Raw genomic sequence first — 14,066 nt, forward strand, 5'->3', positions numbered from 1 at the left:
CATTCAAAGTTTTTGCTATGTTACGTTATTTATGGCATTTTGGCAATTTTAAATTAAAACCTGCCTCTTTACCATCATCAGCATTCATAAATCATCAAAAATCTGTTACAATCTTAGGGCGTGCCAAACATTGATGGCATTTTTATAAATACGATAAATTTAACGTTTTAATTAGGGCATGTTGAACCTTTATAACACAATTTAACATTTAGAAATATTGCAGTAATAAAATGATGTTTTTGCATGAAAAATGGCTATCCGACCACTTAATTTTTAAAATTAAGTTAAAATCTTAAGATTTATCAGATTAAGTGGTCGGATGTTTTTCATAATAAAAGCTTGTTTGATAGAATAACCATCAAACTTCACTTTTTCCTTGAAAAATGGGCGATTTTTCTCATTTTTCATGGCAAATACCAACATTCAACACGCTCCAGTGTTATTTTGCCCTTTTAAATGCCTTTTTATTTTTTACCTTTTTACTTTAAAACAACCACCATGAACCACAAAGCCATTTTGACCACCCTAGACCAAAACCTAGACAGACTAGCACAGACCCAAAACAGTACCGACATCAATGCCCTACACCAAGCCATCGCCGATGAGATGAATGGCGTATCCAATGAGCCGACATTGGCAGGGGTGCAGTTATCGCTCAGTAGCTACCTAGAAGCGGTGAAATTGGTCATCAGCGATACCTTTGACCATGAAGTGTGGATACAAGCAGAACTGCGAGCGGTCAATACCAAGGGCGGGCATTATTATTTTGAGCTTGCCGAAAAGGACGACAACGGCAACATCATCGCCAGTGCTCGGGCGACGTTGTGGCGATATCGGGCAAATGCGGTTGTCGGCAAATTTACCCGTGAGACAGGCAAACCGCTCTCGGCAGGACTGGCGGTGCTGATAAAAGGTTCGGCAAGTTTTCATCCGCAGTATGGGTTTAGCATTAACATAAGCGACATCGACCCCACCTACACCCTCGGGGCGTTGGCTCAGGCTTATAACGCCATGCTAAAACGCTTACATGACGAAGGACTGACCACCCTAAATAAAGCCCTGCCTACCCCCTTTGACATCCGTCACGTCATCGTCATCGCCCCCGAGCAGGCGGCAGGGCTGGGCGATTTTCGTGCCGAAGCCGACAGATTGGCACAGACGGGGGCGTGCCAGTTTTATTATCATCACGCCACGTTTCAGGGCAATCACGCCCCAAGCGAGATCAGAACAGCCATCACGCACGCCATCGGTGAGTTTTATGCCAGCCATGCCCATCATGCCGACCTGCTCGTCATCATCCGTGGGGGCGGAGCGGTGGGCGATTTGGCGTATCTTAATGACTATGAGTTGTCGGCACTGGTTGCCGAATCGCCCATGCCTGTGTGGGTCGGTATCGGACATGAGCGTGATAAAGTGCTACTTGATGAAGTGGCACACACTCGCTTTGACACGCCATCTAAGGTCATCTTAGCCATCGAAAACCATCTGGTCGCCATGGTCGCCCTTGCCAAAGGTGCCATGACCACCATCAGCGACATCAGTCGCACTCGCCTGCACCATGCCAAAGAGCAAAGCCATCTTGCCATGAAAAGCGTCCATCATGGGGCAAGCCAAACTCTAAAACTTGCCAAAAAAGACAGCGACTTTTTGTTAAGCACGCTAAGCAGTCATGCCAAATACCGCACCCACACACTCTCATCGACCATCAGCGACCTGCTCGCCCGTCAGCACAAAACCGCTCACGAACGCATCAAGCACGCTCGCCAAGATGCCGCTCACACCCTATCTCAGCACAAGGCACTACTGCCCCGCTTATCCGCCTTGCGTGATGAAACTCGCTACTTACAAAGCATGATTTTGGTACAACACCCTGCCCGCACCCTAACCAAAGGCTACGCACTCATCCATCAAGACGGGCATGTCATTGGCTCATCAAACGCCATCAGACAAGGCGAGATTGACATCGAATTTCATGACGGGCGTGTCAAGGCTGTGGTAAAATAGGCAGTTTTTGTATCGCCCGTTTTTCCACCCATCTGTCCATCGCTTGGTAATGTTCATGACCCATTTACGCCAGCTGTTTTGTCAGCTATCGCCCACCGCCCAAGGCTACGTTTGTATCGTACTGACCATGCTCGTGTGGGGCAGTTTTAGCTTACTTGCTCGCCTAAACGCCAGTTGGGGCATATCAGCGTGGGACATCATCGCCGTGCGTTTTGGCGTGTCGGCGGGGCTACTTTTGCCCGTACTCATCTATCGGCAAAATACGGCATTTTTGTGGCAACCCAAAGCCGTCATCTTAGCACTGTTTGGCGGGGTTGGTTATAGCTCGCTTGTGTACAGTGCTTTTTTGCTTGCCCCTGTGGTGCATGGGGCGGTGTTTTTAAATGGCATGATACCTGTCGCCACCGCCCTACTCATGCTCCTACTGCTCAAAAAACGCCCCGACCACGACACCAAAATCGCACTCATCCTTATCATCATCACACTCACACTCATGACCGCTCTCATGCTCATCAAGGGCTTATCCTTTGGCGTGGGCGATGTACTGTTTGTCATCTGTGCCTGCTGTTGGGCAGGTTATGGTATCATGCTAAAAGAATGGGGATTTAGCCCATGGCAAGTCATGTGTAGCACCGCCATCTGGTCAGCGATACTCTACCTGCCCATCTATGGCGTGCTACTGTATCTAGGCGTGGGCGGTTTGGGCTTTGGTGGCGTATCTTTGTCGCATGCCATCATCCAAGGGGCGTTTCATAGCGTCATGGTGATGATATTTGCCACGATGACGTATTCACTGGCGGTGGAGCGACTTGGGGCGTTTTTCGCTGGCGGACTTGCCAGTCTTGCCCCGTTTCTCTCAGCCTTACTTGCCGTGCCACTCTTGGGCGAACCCCTAAACAGTGTCATGGTGCTAGGACTCATCGGCATGGGGCTTGGTACGATACAGCCATGGCGTTATGTGGGTGTGCTAAAAAATCGTTTGTTCAAATCATCTAGATAAACCATACCACCCAAGCCATCATTGATTTTTTATCAAAGTTTTGTTAAATTAGGGTGTTTATTGTTTTGACAAAATGTTTTATAAATGTCATTTGAATTTTTTGTAACAACGCCCACAAATTACCTTGATAAATAAGTAAAAATATAGCGAGTTTTTATGTCTGCCATCAAGCTAAATAACATCACCGTCTATTGCGGTTCTAACTTTGGTGAGATTCCCGATTATTATCATCACGCCCAAATCCTAGGCGAACGCCTTGCCCATCATAATATCCGCCTTATCTATGGCGGGGGCAATGTCGGACTCATGGGAACGCTTGCCGACAGTACGTTATCGCATGGCGGGGAAGTCATTGGCGTGATTCCCACTTTTTTAAAACAAAAGGAAGTCGCCCATCTAGGACTGACCGAACTCATCGAAACCCCCGACATGGTCACTCGCAAAACCAAGCTCATCGAACTGGCGGACGGCTTTATCGCCATGGCAGGCGGTTTGGGGACGTATGAAGAGCTGTTTGAAGTGCTGTCCATCACTCAGCTTAATCTCATCCGCAAACCCATCGGTTTGTTAAATGTCGCTCATTTCTTTGACCCGCTACTTGACATGCTCGCCAAGACTGCTAAGAGCGGATTTATGCCCAAAGAGAATTTACAGCTTTTGTGCATCGCCGACAACAGCGAAGAGCTACTGCATAAAATGTCAAATTTTAAATTCATCGATGCCCCCAAATGGGTCAGACCAGCATGGCTTGATGAGATTGTCTCTTGATGTTGTGTGTTACCGACTTAATGTAGGTTGTTGATTTAAAACTGTTATTTACAATTAAAGATACACCCAACCAACTTGATATTTACCACGGGTTTGTAGGGGTTGGCTCTGCACACCCTTTGATGATATTACCATACAAGGCGTGCTCAGCACTCCCCTACGTCCACACATCATTGTATTTGTAGTAATTTTAAAGTTTCTTGGGTGTATATTCTAAATTTAAACGTGTAAGAACAAATCATATTTACCCAAAAATCAAGACGTTACATAGGGAAAATTGCAATTTGCCCCTACAAAACCTGTCCAAAAGCATGTTCAATGATGTATGAACACAAAACCAGCATCCCCTACAAGCCCAATCCCAATTTATAAAGAAAAATTTTAAAGGGCATTCATTAACAATCCAACCATTAAAAATGATTAAAAATTAATCATATCTTATCTTTATTTTGCCCAATTTACCCTATTTTTGTAAAAAATTTGCCCAAAATCGTAAAAAATACTTGCAAAATATCCGTACGCATGTACACTATGCACCTGATGATAATACAAATTTTTGCGTTACCGATTTTAACAATAACGCCGATGATTGCCACTAGGCGATTTTGAAAAAATTTGTTACAATAAACTTTTACATTTTATAAGGTGACGGCATGGGCATTCTAAAAAACACCCAAAAACCAACTTCCCAATCCACAAAAACACAAACGGCAACGAATGCCACCATTGACATCGCTCAGATTCGTGAGTTGATTGAACTCATGGAAGAAAAGGATTTGGCAAGCCTAGAATTGGGCAACGATGACAGCTATGTTCATCTGACCCGTAACGTGGCGGTACAAACCGTTGCCATGCCCCAAATGTCCGCTCCTGCCAGTACCGCACCAACCGCCCCCACGCCAAAAGCCCCAAGCGGTAAGGTTGAGACATCGCCCATGGTCGGGGTATTTTACTCCGCCCCTAGTCCGAACGACCCACCTTTTGTCAAAGTCGGGCAAAAAGTAGAAGCAGGCGACCAGCTTGGCATCATCGAAGCCATGAAAATCATGAACCCCCTAGAAGCCACCCAAAGCGGTATCATTGAAGAGATTTTGGTGTCTAACGCTGACGTGGTGCAGTTTGGGCAACCTGTCATTCGCTACAAAGCCTAACGGGTGAGTTATGATTAAGAAGTTATTGATTGCCAACCGTGGCGAGATTGCCTTGCGTATCGTACGTGCGTGCAAACAGCTTGGCATACAGACGGTGGGCGTGTATTCATCGGCGGACAAGGATTTGATGCACCTGCGGTTTTGTGATGAAGCGGTCTGCATTGGCGACGCCCCATCCACCCAAAGCTATCTGTCCATCCCTGCCATCTTGACCGCTGCCGAGATAACGGGGGCGGATGCCATTCACCCTGGTTATGGCTTTTTGTCCGAGAATGCCGACTTTGCCGAGCAGGTCGAAGAAGCAGGGCTGACTTTTGTGGGCCCCCACCCTGACCACATCCGCCTGATGGGTAACAAGGTCTCTGCCATCAATGCCATGAAACAAGCAGGCGTACCCACTGTCCCTGGCTCAGTCGGTGCCATCACCCTACACAATGCCGAAGAGCAAGCTCGTGCCATCGGCTTTCCGCTCATCGTCAAAGCGGCAGCTGGCGGGGGCGGTCGTGGCATGCGTGTGGTCGAACGTTTTGAAGAGCTTATCAATCAAGTCCAAGCCGCCAAAACCGAAGCCAAAAACGCCTTTGGTGATGATACGGTCTATATGGAGCGGTTTTTGAAAAACCCACGCCACGTAGAAGTTCAAGTCCTAGGCGATGGCAATGGCAACGCCCTACATCTGTTTGACCGTGACTGCTCACTCCAACGTCGCCACCAAAAGGTGCTAGAAGAAGCCCCTGCCCCTGGTATCCCTGACGACATCAAACAGCCGATTTTAGATGCGTGCGTGCGTGCGTGCGAACAAATCGGCTATCGTGGGGCGGGGACGTTTGAGTTTTTGTATGAAAATGAGCAGTTTTTCTTTATCGAGATGAATACTCGTGTGCAAGTTGAGCACCCTGTGACCGAGATGATTACGGGTATTGATATCATTGTTGAACAGCTTAAAATCGCCGCAGGTTATGGTCTGTCCTATCATCAAGATGAGATTACCATTCACGGTCATGCCATGGAATGTCGTATCAATGCCGAAGACCCCAAGACCTTTATGCCCTGCCCTGGTCGCATTGACAATCTATTCGCCCCAAGCGGTTCTGGCGTGCGGTTTGACAGTCATTTGTATCAAGGGTACAGCATTCCTAGCTACTATGACTCGATGATTGGCAAGCTTATCTGCCACGCCCAAACTCGCAAGCAGGTCGTACAAAAAATGCTCCACGCCCTAGATGAACTCATCATCGAAGGTATTAAGACCAACACTGCCTTGCACCGTGATGTGATATTGCAAGATGAAGCCTTTACCGAAGAAGCCCAAAACATTCATTATTTGGAAAATCATTTGTTAAAGGGCAACTAACTCATCACTTTTTAGCAAATCAATAAAAAACCTTGGCTCTCACCAAGGTTTTTATTATTACGCCCGATTCTCTTCACTCTGTACATCTTTAATGCCCAACATATCAAGTAAGGCGTCTGTCCCTGATGAACGGGTTAGATTAGGATTGATAACCAGTCCGAGATGACGTTGCAACTCCACATGCTCTTTTAGGTCAATCTTTACCAAATCTTGATTAATGAGTGTCTCAGGTAGCACCGACCAGCCCAGTCCCACAGACACAAGCATACGAATAGATTCTAACGGATTGGTACTCATGGTGGCAAAGGGGCGTAGGTTGTGCTTATTAAACTCAGCCAAGGTAATCTGACTGGTAAAAGTATTCGCCGCAGGCAAAATCGCAGGATGACGTGCCAGTTGCAAGAGACTCACAGACGACTGCTGTGCCAATGGGCTTAGTACCCCCGTGACAAAATACAGTGGGTCAGACCACAGCGTATGATACGCCAGTCGTCTGTCAAAAGTCGGGGGTAAGGTCAAAAATGCCAATGCCACATCGCCTTCTAACACCGCCTTGTGTGCCGTTTCGCTGTCCATGAACTGTACTTCTAGCTGAACAGACGGATAAGTTTGGATAAACTGCTTTAAGACAGGGGGCAAGTGGTGCAGTCCGATATGATGACTGGTGCCGATGACCAGTCGCCCAGTCGCCACTTCCTTTGAGTAAAGCAGACTGGCTTTACAGCTCTCATAGTCTTCAAGCCATTTTTTGGCGTAGGGCAGTAGCTCATGAGCCGATGCCGTGGGGATAATGCCACGCCCGATGGTGTCAAACAGTGCCGTGCCAAACTCATCTTCTAAGCTCTTAATCCGCTTGGAAACGGCAGGTTGGGTAATGAACAGTTTCTCGGCAGCACCTGAGATACTGCCAGTTTGCATGACGGTAATGAACGTGGATAAATTGGTGGTATTCATGTCGCACTCCTGCGTAAATGATTATCGTATTATGACAAAGTTGTCAGTGCAATATTATATCAAATTTTTGGGGATTGGTAATAACTTTATTTACTTTTGGTTATGTTTTTTAAAAAATAAATAAGACAAAATGATGAAAGTATTAATTTTAAGTGGTTTTCTAATAAATATCTCACATCTGTCTTAGCTTTGCTAAATTGTGATACAATACCATGTTACCTGCTATCTTTGATAATGTCATGACCGCCCACAATCCCACTTTTACCCAGAAATTCACCATTGCCATGATTGGCTTTTTTGCCTTTTTACAGGTCTATTCAGTGCAGGCGATTTTGCCGGTACTCATGCAGGACTTGCAGGCAAGCGAAGTTCAAGTGGGGTTGGCGGTCGGGGCAACAGTCATGGCGATTGCCCTGATGTCGCCTTTTATGGGCATGCTCTCGGATGCCTTTGGGCGACGGCGGTTTATCATCGGCTCGCTACTCATGCTTGCCATTCCCACTTTTATGGTCGGTATGGCGGGGTCGGTGGATGGGCTGACGTTTTGGCGGTTCTTGCAGGGGCTTGCCGTCCCTGGTATCACGGTGGTACTCATTGCCTACATTGGCGAAGAGTACGGTGACAACATCGCTGGCATGATGAGTCTGTATGTGGCAGGCACGGTGCTGGGCGGTTTTAGCGGACGGTTCTTTGCAGGGCATTTACACGAATGGATAGGCTGGCGGTGGGGCTATGGGGTCATGGCGGTGCTGACCTTGGTGGGGGCGGTGTGGGTACTAAAAAGCCTACCCAAATCGCAACACTTTAAAAAAAGCCAAAACTTCCAAGACGCCCTACGCCTGCTCCTGTCCCACACCAAAAACCGCCATGTCATGAGTTCCTGCCTGCTCGGTGGCTGTGTGCTGTTTAGCTTGGTGGGCTGTTTTACCTTTATCAACTTACACCTAGCCGATGCCCCTTATCAGCTATCAGCGTCTCATCTGGCGAACATCTTTGCTCTGTATCTTATCGGCATGGTCATCACCCCCTTGTCCGCCAAAATCATCGCTCGCTTTGGCATGACAGGCACCATCATCTTTGCCGTCATCTGTTCCATTACAGGGCTATTCATCACTTTATCCACTCCCCTACCGCTCATCATCATCGGCTTGACCATCATGTCATCAGGGGTATTCATCACGCAGTCGGCGACCATCAGCTACATCGCAAGCCATGTCAAAGAAGGGCGTTCTCTGGCGTCAGGACTGTACTACATGGGCTACTATGGCGGGGGCAGTGTCGGGGCATGGGTCTGTGCCATCGCCTATGCTCATGGTGGGTGGCTCTATGCCGTGCTGACCATCTTTGGCGTGCAACTGTTGGCGTTGGGCGTGGTAATGGGTCTTATGAAAAAGGCGTGATGATAAAAGGTATTTTCAATGAATAAACCTTTTAAAATGACATATAAAAAATTACATTTAATCAAAAATTAACCTACAGCACCAGATGGATTGTTATTTACCCGATTTGCACATAAATCTACCCATTTTTACCGAATTTTTGCTACAATAGTACAGCTTTTTATTTCCCTTTTATTTTTTAGCATTTATGAATAACATTTACGACAGTCGCACGCAGGCGGATTTTTCTGACGAACAAGCAGGATTTGAGCAAACAGGATTCGCCTTTGAAAACGAAAATTTATTTGACAACATCACTACCAGTATTCAAAATATCCTAACCAACATCAAACACAGCTACACTAATACCGCAAGCGATTTGGTTGATGAGATTTATGTAACAGGCAGTCAGGAGCAGATCAATGACGCCCTAAATCAATTTGTGGTACAAAATGTCGGCATGGTGCTAGATTTACACCTTGAACTTTTTGATGACTTTTTAAGGCTCTACTGCACAGCAGATGTGCTAGACATGCACCTGTCGGTAGCGTGTAATTTTAAGCTCACCGAAGCCCGTCTTGACCGTCATGTTCAGCGGTTCGCCTTTGAACAAATCTCCAACACCGACATCATCACCCTGCACAGCAAATCATGGTGGAAGACCCCTGCCATCAAGTTTGCCGTGCCTGCCTATCGCACCCTACTTAGAAAAGACCCCCTGCCCTTTTTGTTGTCGCTGTCGCCCAAACTCAAAGGCAAGCCCTTTATCGAGTATAAAGGCAACGTCATCTACTTAGAAATCGGACGTTGGCTCCCCGAGAACATCAAAAATTACCTAAAAAAAGCTCAGGTCAATCACGGCGTGGTCAAAAAAGAACAGCTTATCTTAAAAGTACAGCCCAACTTTGGTGATATATTGAGCTTTGGCGACCCAAACAGCCCCATCATCACCGAAAAAGACAATCCTAACAAGGCGGGTGACAAAGAAGCCTAATGGAGCTTATCATTTTTATCGGCTTGCAAGGGGCGGGCAAATCCACGTTTTATAAAGAGCGGTTTGTTGATACGCACATTCGGCTAAATGGCGATATGCTAAAAACTGCTCACCGTGAAAAACGGCTGTTTGGGGCGTGCCTAGACAGCAAAACCCCCACCGTGATAGACAAAACCAATCCGACCAGAGATGTCCGAGCGGATTATATCCGTTTGGCAAAGGCTCATCATTTTAAGGTCATCGCCTATTATTTTGATGTGCCGTTTGATGTGGCACTTGCCAATAATAACAGACGACACGGCAAAGCCAAAATCCCTGAAGTAGGACTAAAATCAGTTGCCAAAGTGCTTAGCCGACCTGATTTTGATGAAGGCTTTGATAAGATTTTTGTGGTAAAAAACACTGGTGGCGACTTTGAAGTACAGGAGTATGCATGCGATTTGACGAATTAGACACAAGATTACGTCAATACGAAACCTTACATGACAGCTTTGTCTTGCCAGATGTTCACATGGTCGTGCGACTAGACGGACGGGGCTTTACCAAAAAGGCAGACGATGTTTGGCAACTCAACCGCCCTTTTGATGACACTTTTCATCACGCCATGACCAAAACCACCGAACACCTGATGAATACTGGCTTTCGTGTGGTCTATGGCTACACCCAAAGCGATGAGATTTCTCTGCTGTTGCACATCAATGACGACAGTTTTAACCGCAAAACTCGCAAAATCATCTCACTATTGGCAGGCGAAGCAAGTGGGGTATTTAGTCTTATCATGAACGCCCCAGCGAGTTTTGACGCTCGCATTTGTGAATTGCCAACTCAAAAGCTCGTGCAGGATTATTTTAGCTGGCGACAAGAAGACGCTCATAGAAACGGCTTAAACACGCATTGTTATTGGCTACTTAGAAAACAAGGACAATCACCAAAAGCAAGTGCCGATTTTTTATTATACAAATCAGTAGGCGAAAAGCATGAACTGCTATTTCAAAACGGCATTAATTTTAATGACGTACCAAATTGGCAAAAGCGTGGCGTGGGGATATATTGGCAAGACGTTCAAAAAGACGGCTTTAACCCCAAAACAGGCGAGCAGACAACCACCTTACGCAGAACCTTGGCTATTGATGATAATCTACCCATTTATGATGAGTATCGTGAAATGATTGGGGGTATGCTCGGTTAAATTTAACCTTTAAAATATGATGTTGCTCAATAAAAAATATCATCAAAATACACCAACTGGCGTAATACGCACCAATTTATCATTTCACCTAAAAGGTGCGTGGTACGCACCTTACAAAAAAACCATATCAAGGGCAAATGCAATTTGCCGTTATAAATCCGCCCAAAAAAACACCCAAGCGACAACTTGGGTGTTTTACCAAAGTGATGATTACTTGATGCGCATATCGCCCGTTTCAACAAAACGTTGGTGCCATGATAGGGCTTCTAGCAATAGGTGTGGGGTGTGTACACCGCCTGATTTTTGGCTTGCCACGAATGCACGGTCATAATAATCACGGAGCATATCACGGTAATCAGGGTGCGAGCAGTTATCGATGATAAGTTTGGCACGCTCTTTTGGCGACTTACCACGCAAATCTGCCATGCCTTGCTCTGTTACGATAAACATCACGTCATGCTCGGTGTGGTCGTGGTGGCTTACCATTGGCACGATTGCCGAGATTGCCCCGCCTTTTGCGGTAGACGGGCTGACATAAATACTAAAAAAGCCGTTACGAGTAAAGTCGCCAGAACCGCCAATGCCGTTCATCATGCGAGTACCCATGACGTGCGTTGAGTTTACGTTGCCATAAATATCCGCTTCAATCATGGAGTTCATGCCAATCACACCCAAACGGCGAATGACTTCTGGGTTGTTGCTGATTTCCATAGGACGAAGGATGATTTTGTCTTTTAAGAACTCAATGTTTTCGTTAAAGCGAGCCAGAGCATCTGGGCTAAATGACAAGGCGGTGGCGGACGCTGTTTTCATTTTTTTGGCAAGAATCAAATCAAGCATGCCGTCTTGCAATACTTCGGTATAACCTGTCAAATCATCAAATGGAGCGTCAAGCAATCCTGCCATAACCGCATTCGCTACGTTACCCACGCCTGATTGGAGCGGTAGTAGGCTCTTAGGCAAGCGACCTGCTTTGACTTCATGGTCAAGAAAATCAATGACTTGGGCGGCGATACGCTTAGAGATGTCATCGGGCTCAGCAAACTTAGAGTTACGGTCGCCTGCGTTGGTAAATACAATCGCTACGATTTTGTCAGGGTCAATGGCTAACCCTGCCGTGCCGATACGGTCAAACGCCCCTACCACAGGAATCGGTTTACGGTGCGGTGGCAGACCCACATCGCCATAAATGTCGTGCATACCTTCTAAGCCTGCACTTAGGGCGGCGTTAATCTCAACGATGACTTTGTCGGCATTTTTGACCGCTTCTACGCCATGACCGATACCCATCGCAAAAATCAGCTCGCCATTTTCAGTAATGGCAGTCGCTTCAACGATAGCTACGTCAAATTTACCATAAAAGCCTTGACGCATTTGCTGTTCAACGTGCGATAGGTGCATGTCTTGATAAGCAATCTCGCCTGCGTTAATGCCGTTACGAAGTGTAGGGTCAGACTGAAAGGGTGAGCGAAAATGCAAGGCTTTGGCTTCGGCAAGCACGCCATCACACTCAGGGGCGGTGGACGCACCTGTTACCATGCCTACGCTAAATTTCTCGCCTTTGGCGTGAGCGTCTTTGGCTTTGTTGGCGATGGCGGTTGGCATCGCTTTTGGATAACCTGCCCCTGTAAAGCCTGTAACAGCAAGCATCATGCCATTTTGGATAAATTGGGCGGCTTCATCAGCACTCATTACTTTTTCACGCAAAGCAGCGTGGCGAACACGGTCAATTGACATAATCATTCCTTATTGAAATCATGGAAATTAAAAATACCCTTTAAACAGGTGTTAAGATTTTAACACCTGCAAACAATAAAATAAATAGTTTGTTACAATATTTAGCAGGATTTTTTGATAGGCAAAATCAATCATTACCATTTATCATAATTGATTTTAAAAATCACAATCCCGCCTTTAAACTTGCCACGATAAATTTATCCAAATCACCATTTAACACCGCTTGCGTGTTGGACGTCTCAACGCCCGTACGTAAATCCTTAATGCGTGAATCATCGAGCACATAGGAGCGGATTTGACTGCCCCAACCGATGTCAGATTTGCTGTCTTCTAGGGCTTGCTGTTTTTCCATGCGTTTTTGCATTTCAAGCTCGTAGAGTTTGGCACGGAGCATTTTCATGGCGGTGTCTTTGTTGGCATGCTGTGAACGCTCGTTTTGGCACGCCACGACCACGCCTGTGGGCCCGTGCGTGATACGCACGGCAGAGTCGGTGGTATTAACGTGCTGACCGCCCGCCCCGCTTGAACGATAAGTATCAATTCGCAAATCGGCAGGGTTGATGTCAATCTGTACATTATCATCAATCTCAGGGGAGACAAACACCGCCGAAAATGACGTATGGCGACCGTTGTTGCTGTCAAATGGCGATTTACGCACCAAACGATGAACGCCAATCTCGGTGCGAAGCCAACCAAAAGCATAATCACCCTTGACCGCAATGGTTGCCGACTTAATGCCTGCCACACCGCCTTCGGACACTTCTAAAACTTCCGCCTTAAAGCCATGCGACTCGCACCAACGCAGATACATACGCAAAAGCATCTCCGACCAGTCTTGGGCTTCTGTCCCGCCAGAGCCTGCCTGTATGTCTAGGTAGCAGTTGTTAGCGTCCATCTCGCCGCTAAACATCCGTTTAAATTCTAAGTCTTCCACGCTCTTTAAAGCCTCATCAAGCTCGGCTTGCACGTCTGCCAGTAGGCTCTCATCGTCCGCTTCTACGGCAAGCTCCAACATGGCGGCAGCGTCATCTAGCTTGGCGGTCAAGCCGTCCACCACACCCACGATACCATTTAGGACGGATTTTTCTTTGCTGATTTTGGTGGCAAGCTCAGGGTCGTTCCAGATGTCAGGGTTTTCTAGTTCTAGATTGACTTCTTCTAGGCGTTCTTTTTTGCTTTCGACGTCAAAGATACCCCCAAAGCTCTTTGCCACGAGCGTGTAGGTCTTTGATTTGTTCTTGATATGGGGCGATTTCCATGATGATTACCTTGCAATGGATTTAAAAATAAGCGTATTATAACAAATTTTCTCTACAAATGTGAAAAAACAAACACGAACCAAAACACATGATTTGCTTTATTGTAACTTTTTGTTTATAATAAACCATTTTCAACTGATTTTTGTAAGTCATTGAAAATCATAACTTTTAAGAAAATTAACAACCAACTAGGGCGTGCTTGCTTTTGGTATTTGCCATGAAAAATGAGAAAAGTCACATGTTTTTCAAGGAAAAAGTGAAGTTTGATGGTCGTTCT

Annotated in this window: 12 protein-coding genes; 9 read left to right on the forward strand and 3 right to left on the reverse strand. The window is 46.4% G+C overall.

All coding sequences use genetic code 11. The features are described from left to right. Positions 1 to 498: 498 nt before the first annotated feature. The 5 genes from xseA (at position 499) to accC (ending at position 6,277) form a co-directional block, all read left to right on the forward strand. A complete protein-coding gene (xseA, locus tag DX073_RS02795; RefSeq protein ID WP_258556857.1) occupies positions 499 to 2,004 on the forward strand; it encodes an exodeoxyribonuclease VII large subunit in 1,506 nt (501 codons plus the stop codon). A gap of 55 nt (positions 2,005 to 2,059) precedes the next feature. Then, entirely contained in the window at positions 2,060 to 3,004 is a 945-nt protein-coding gene (locus tag DX073_RS02800; RefSeq protein WP_115005317.1) for a DMT family transporter, read from the forward strand. A 156-nt stretch (positions 3,005 to 3,160) separates the two neighbouring features. After that, on the forward strand, positions 3,161 to 3,772 hold the full coding sequence (locus tag DX073_RS02805; protein WP_115005319.1) for an LOG family protein: 612 nt from the start codon (positions 3,161 to 3,163) through the stop codon (positions 3,770 to 3,772). A gap of 725 nt (positions 3,773 to 4,497) precedes the next feature. Further along, positions 4,498 to 4,923, forward strand: coding sequence for an acetyl-CoA carboxylase biotin carboxyl carrier protein (accB, locus tag DX073_RS02810; protein WP_115006348.1), 426 nt, complete (start codon positions 4,498 to 4,500; stop codon positions 4,921 to 4,923). A gap of 10 nt (positions 4,924 to 4,933) precedes the next feature. Beyond that, on the forward strand, positions 4,934 to 6,277 hold the full coding sequence (gene accC, locus DX073_RS02815) for an acetyl-CoA carboxylase biotin carboxylase subunit (RefSeq protein ID WP_115005321.1): 1,344 nt from the start codon (positions 4,934 to 4,936) through the stop codon (positions 6,275 to 6,277). A gap of 57 nt (positions 6,278 to 6,334) precedes the next feature. Here accC and DX073_RS02820 read toward each other — a convergent pair whose 3' ends face one another. Continuing rightward, the gene (locus DX073_RS02820; RefSeq protein WP_115005323.1) at positions 6,335 to 7,231 is read right to left on the reverse strand and encodes a LysR family transcriptional regulator; all 897 of its coding nucleotides are present in this window, start codon (positions 7,229 to 7,231) and stop codon (positions 6,335 to 6,337) included. A gap of 239 nt (positions 7,232 to 7,470) precedes the next feature. Here DX073_RS02820 and DX073_RS02825 point away from each other — a divergent pair, with 239 nt between their 5' ends. The 4 genes from DX073_RS02825 to DX073_RS02840 all read left to right on the forward strand — a co-directional run bounded on the left by DX073_RS02825 (position 7,471) and on the right by DX073_RS02840 (position 10,793). Continuing rightward, a complete protein-coding gene (locus DX073_RS02825; protein WP_115006350.1) occupies positions 7,471 to 8,631 on the forward strand; it encodes an MFS transporter in 1,161 nt (386 codons plus the stop codon). A gap of 187 nt (positions 8,632 to 8,818) precedes the next feature. Beyond that, a complete protein-coding gene (locus DX073_RS02830) occupies positions 8,819 to 9,604 on the forward strand; it encodes a hypothetical protein (protein ID WP_115005325.1) in 786 nt (261 codons plus the stop codon). Beyond that, positions 9,604 to 10,056 carry an ATP-binding protein gene (locus DX073_RS02835; RefSeq protein ID WP_115005327.1) on the forward strand — a complete coding sequence of 151 codons (453 nt, stop codon included), beginning with the start codon at positions 9,604 to 9,606 and terminating at the stop codon, positions 10,054 to 10,056. The genes DX073_RS02830 and DX073_RS02835 overlap by 1 nt, the downstream gene beginning before the upstream one ends. Further along, a complete protein-coding gene (locus DX073_RS02840; protein ID WP_115005329.1) occupies positions 10,038 to 10,793 on the forward strand; it encodes a tRNA(His) guanylyltransferase Thg1 family protein in 756 nt (251 codons plus the stop codon). Before DX073_RS02835 ends, DX073_RS02840 begins: the two co-directional genes overlap by 19 nt. 210 nt (positions 10,794 to 11,003) lie before the next feature. Here DX073_RS02840 and DX073_RS02845 read toward each other — a convergent pair whose 3' ends face one another. Next, the gene (locus tag DX073_RS02845) at positions 11,004 to 12,530 is read right to left on the reverse strand and encodes an acetyl-CoA hydrolase/transferase family protein (protein ID WP_115005331.1); all 1,527 of its coding nucleotides are present in this window, start codon (positions 12,528 to 12,530) and stop codon (positions 11,004 to 11,006) included. Positions 12,531 to 12,693: 163 nt separating this feature from the next. Next, a protein-coding gene (prfB, locus tag DX073_RS02850) for a peptide chain release factor 2 (RefSeq protein ID WP_115005333.1) occupies positions 12,694 to 13,789 on the reverse strand; the annotation gives its coding sequence in 2 pieces (ribosomal slippage) (positions 12,694 to 13,716 and positions 13,718 to 13,789; 1,095 coding nt in all). Between the last annotated feature and the right edge of the window lie 277 nt (positions 13,790 to 14,066).

The sequence above is a fragment of the Moraxella lacunata genome, assembly GCF_900453205.1.
GTDB lineage: Bacteria > Pseudomonadota > Gammaproteobacteria > Pseudomonadales > Moraxellaceae > Moraxella > Moraxella lacunata_B.